Source organism: Collinsella sp. AM10-26 (assembly GCF_003472525.1).
GTDB lineage: Bacteria > Actinomycetota > Coriobacteriia > Coriobacteriales > Coriobacteriaceae > Collinsella.
This window is the reverse complement of sequence record NZ_QRMC01000016.1, coordinates 1-4,263: the sequence shown is the minus strand read 5'-3', so window position 1 is coordinate 4,263 and position 4,263 is coordinate 1. Positions and strand designations below refer to the sequence as shown.

Sequence of the window (4,263 nt, the reverse complement as noted above, 5' to 3'; positions counted from 1 at the left end):
GCGGCATAAGAAGGCCCGCCCAGCAAAACGCATAGGCAGGCCATGGCAACAATCGCAATGTAATGAAGGCTGGTGTAGGACTCGGCAGCAAACATACCCGCTCCGATCTTCGCAGAGCCAATAGAATGTGCACCAGAAAATGCCCTGGTAGCAGCAGCTATTAGTTTAGCGAGATCAGGCCGTAAACAAAGAAAATGCCTCTGAGCTCTGCCAACAATTAGGTGTAAATCGTTTTGCCAATCGGTGAAAGGGAGGGGCGCAAAACACCGAAGTGGATGTAGGAAGCTGCACGACTGCAGAATGGATGCCGAATGCCGAGGACACCGTTGAATCGACAGGTCAAGTTACAGTCCTTGGAACTATAAATTAACGCATCATCGCCTGTACAACTACCAGCAAATTCGATATAAGACGATCTTATGTTCGTAATTGCGCTACACTTGTCTTGTACAAGCGCTGCCGATTGGAACAAGATGAATAATATCGATTCGTTAACCGTCCAACGTCTTTGTGATAAATCGCAAGAAGCTTTTATTTTGTCAATCGAGCTTTATAACAGGCCGACCCTCAAATATAGAGTTGAAGGATGTGCTTTCTTTCTTTGCAACGCATGGGAATTGCTCCTGAAAGCATATCTCGTTCAGCGTGACGGCAACAGGGCCATTTACTATTCAGACAAAGCCGATCGAACCTTGTCCCTAGAAGACTGTGTTAAAAAGGTTTTCACCAACGATAAAGATCCCTTGCGGCGAAATTTGAGCAAAGTAATAGATTTGCGAAATACTAGCACCCATTTCGTTGTTCAAGAGTATGAAGGAATTTACGCTCCCATCCTGCAAGCGTGCGTCGAGAATTACGATGAAAAAGCTCGCGAGCTCATGGGGATTGAGATAAGCGACCGCATCCCGGAAAACTATCTCGTGCTTTCGGTAAGACGTTCAGATGCAACGATTGAGGAATGTCGCGCGCGCTACTCTCCGGAAGTCATAAGTCGAATGATCGATGCCAGAAGCGGCGTGCTGACCTCGGCGGATGAAGAGGGCAATCGCCGATATGCACATACCTATACAACGGAACTTCGTCTAACCAAAAAGAAAGATGCGGACTTGAGTGTTCGTATTGACAAAAATGGAAATGCGCCGGTTTCTATCATCAAGCAGCTTGTTAAGCCCGAAGATAAATATCCCTATCGAACGAATTATGTAGTTGAAGAAATTCAGCGCAAGCTCAGTGCAAACAACATCCAGCTAAAAAGAAACGGCTGTCCCCAAGAATTCAACAGCTGGGTCTTTAACCTGTTCATAAAGATGTATGGAATGAAGGATGATCCTCGCTATTCAATTAATACTTCGATGAAAGGCGAACAACCGAGGTATGCCTATTCACAGCAAGCAATCGATGATATCTATGAGCTGGTTAAACAAAATCCGGATGGAATCATTGAAGATTTGAGATTAAAGGCTACGCACAAATAAAAACAGCCTTAGTAAGGGATGACCCCAGGAGCAAAGGAATTCTAAATCCAAAGGATCTACTCCCATTCGGGAACCCAGCTTTTACCCTTCCCAAGTCAACCCTTACTAAGGTTGTAACTTTATTATCCCAAATATGATTAGCATTCATACGCTAAATCTAAAAAATATCAAATAGGGGCGCTGCTGATCGGATTAAGAATCAATGCGCTTAACGGCCACACTCCCTATCAGGGCTTGAGACTTGGCCCCCTGTATGATATTCACCAATTGCTATTCTTCGAATGAGCATCTATTGGCCGAAATCTTATCCTACTGTTGAGCGAGGCCTGATTGATTTTTATAAGCCGTAATGCAGGAACTTATTACATGTCCTAGTTAGAAGAGGAGCCACCTTCCATAGACTTCAGTTGAGCGGATACAATCCTTTAAAGGGAGAAATGATCCAAGTTGTCCATGTTCAGTTGCAGTATGTACTATGCCAACGACCTGGCCCAAATCATTAAACACTGGCCCACCACTCATTCCATGCCGAAATGAGCAATTCGTATAACAAAGTGTGCCCTCTTCACTTGGTTCCCCGACCCTGAGCAAATCTCCGCTGTGTAGTTCAAAGCTGAATCTAGATTCGGAAAAATGGTGTTGGTAAGCAGAAATCCTGTCGCCCTTGGTAAGCAAATCCATATTTGATGGAAGAAGGGGAATGTTCTTTAAGATCGCAGGAGGAACATCTTGTAATATTGCGGCATCGTGTTTGTTGTCCTGAACTACCTCATTCCCAAACCTAAATATTGCAAGCGGCGTCTTATCCGAGCTGAATAATTTAATTTCCTTGCTAGTTTTATCATGGGAAACGGCATCGCATATCACATGCCATGCCGTAACAAGACCATAGCCAGGCAAATAAAACCCGAGACCCTCAAATGAGTTTTCTTCGCCATCATCTCCTTCGAGATAAAGAAGTGAGTCTTGTTGAAGTGCGACTGGGAAAGTAGGCATTTCTTCTGGTTTCGTTTTGTTGTACAAACTGCCCAAACGCATAAGTGGTCCTGATGTCCAGGGGTCCTTAATCAGAGACTTGTAAAAATCAAGACTTCCGCGAAGAGACGCTTCAAACATCCCTCTTTCTGCATCAGTAAGTTTGGCGATAGTTTTACCGTAATAGCAGCCCATCGCGCCTTCAATGTCGCCATTGCTTAGTCGATGGAGCGTTGAACGGAGTCGCCGATATTGCTCGCGCTTTATATTTGTCTTTTGATTACATACGACGCCCGTGACTAGTTGTCTTGAATAACTGCAGCTGTAAAAAGATTTATTTTCGTTGATCTCAAACGACTCAGTTCCGTGGAAGTCGGTGATTGCGTTTCGTAATTTGTTGGGCAACCTGAGCTTTTCATCTGAACAAAAGTGTCGATAAAAATAGAAAGAGCTATTAAAAGAGAACGTTAAGTCATCGGCGTATCGCGTGTATTGATAATGATACTCATGCGATAGATGCATGAGTTGTTTGTCCATGCCAAGGCAAATCATGTTCGAAATTAAAGGAGATGAAGGAGCTCCCTGAGGGAGCCCTTTTGGTGTGGCGACAAGTCTAGAAACATAGAATGCAACTTCAGAGGCGAGGCCCAATTTCTTTGAAACAAGAAGGCCGTATACCCGTTTAGAGGAGATTGAGGGAAAGAAATCCTTAATATCAATACCAGCAATTACTTGTGATCCAATATGAGTTTCCGCATTTGTTCGTATTGACCGACCTTTTACGAAACCGTGCACGCAAGGCAAAGGGCTGTAGCTCTTTTCGAGCTCTTTAGAGATTATTCTTTGCACCTTTTTTAAATCGGATCTTGGGATTAACAGCTCTCGATAACCCCCATTTCTTTTTGGAATCAATTTATATCTGTATAGGTCATACATGGAAGATGGATTGACAAAGAAGTCAAGCTTTTCTAAAGACAGGCCAAGAAATCCTGCCAGGTCGGTCTTCGACTGCAGCTCGTTGAGCATCAGATTATCCTTAGAGTTAGAGTTAATAGCCGGTTCCTCCGTAGAGTCGTACTTGATAGACACGTAACAGAATATAATGTGCAAACAACACATATCCGATTGCGATACGCAAACGCTAATTCGAACCGGCTATGAAGAGTATTCTACCAGTCATCCATTTGATGCAAATTCAAAATAAGGTAACTGTGTCGGAACCGGAGCCTAGAATATGGGGATGGCCCCTAAGGCAGAAGGTGCTAGCTGCATTGACAACTGAACATCGTTCGTAACTAAAATGACGGTCGAAGCTGTTTGAACTATTGGAGCCGAGGTGAGACGCATCTTCATCGGTCTTCTGCAGCCTGCTCATGAAGAGCGGGTGGAGCTCATGATTCTGCGGCGGGGTCCATTCGGATGCAATCACGGGCGGAATCTTACACAACGCGGTCAAGGTCGACATGTGCAAGGTCGACATGCGGCGGCTCCGCGGGCGGATCGCGGGTTAAAATAAGGCACCCGGGACTATGTCGACCCCGGTGCTAAACGCAATATTGGTGGCATCGTTACTCAATAATCAGTGGTACCTTTGCGAACAAACACAAAATAGTGTTTCAACAGCGATATGTGGCGGCTAGGAGCACTGTCCCCAGCAGGAAAAGTGTAAAGGAAGCGGCGATCCAATTATTGTCGCTGGTCTTGGGGAGAGACGTGGAAGCCACGGTTGCGGTTTTGGGCTTTGAGGCCTTGGCGACCGTGGTCTTGGTTACTGTCGTTGTTGTCTTGGTTGTCGCGGCCGCGGGTTTCAGCG

2 protein-coding genes are annotated in these 4,263 nt (G+C 45.2%); one reads left to right on the top strand and one right to left on the bottom strand.

The annotated features are described in order from the left end of the window. Positions 1 to 473 precede the first annotated feature (473 nt). Entirely contained in the window at positions 474 to 1,475 is a 1,002-nt protein-coding gene (locus tag DW123_RS09400; protein WP_118273752.1) for a DUF3644 domain-containing protein, read from the top strand. 375 nt (positions 1,476 to 1,850) lie between these two features. On the opposite strand, the gene DW123_RS09395 is transcribed toward DW123_RS09400, so the two are convergent. After that, on the bottom strand, positions 1,851 to 3,476 hold the full coding sequence (locus DW123_RS09395) for a reverse transcriptase domain-containing protein (RefSeq protein ID WP_158570754.1): 1,626 nt from the start codon (positions 3,474 to 3,476) through the stop codon (positions 1,851 to 1,853). Positions 3,477 to 4,263: the final 787 nt, after the last annotated feature.

Excerpts from the sequence above, each read along its gene's own strand:
- DW123_RS09400 (WP_118273752.1), top strand. The coding sequence starts at position 474 with ATGAATAATATCGATTCGTTAACCGTCCAACGTCTTTGTGATAAATCG.
- DW123_RS09395 (WP_158570754.1), bottom strand. The coding sequence starts at position 3,476 with ATGCTCAACGAGCTGCAGTCGAAGACCGACCTGGCAGGATTTCTTGGC.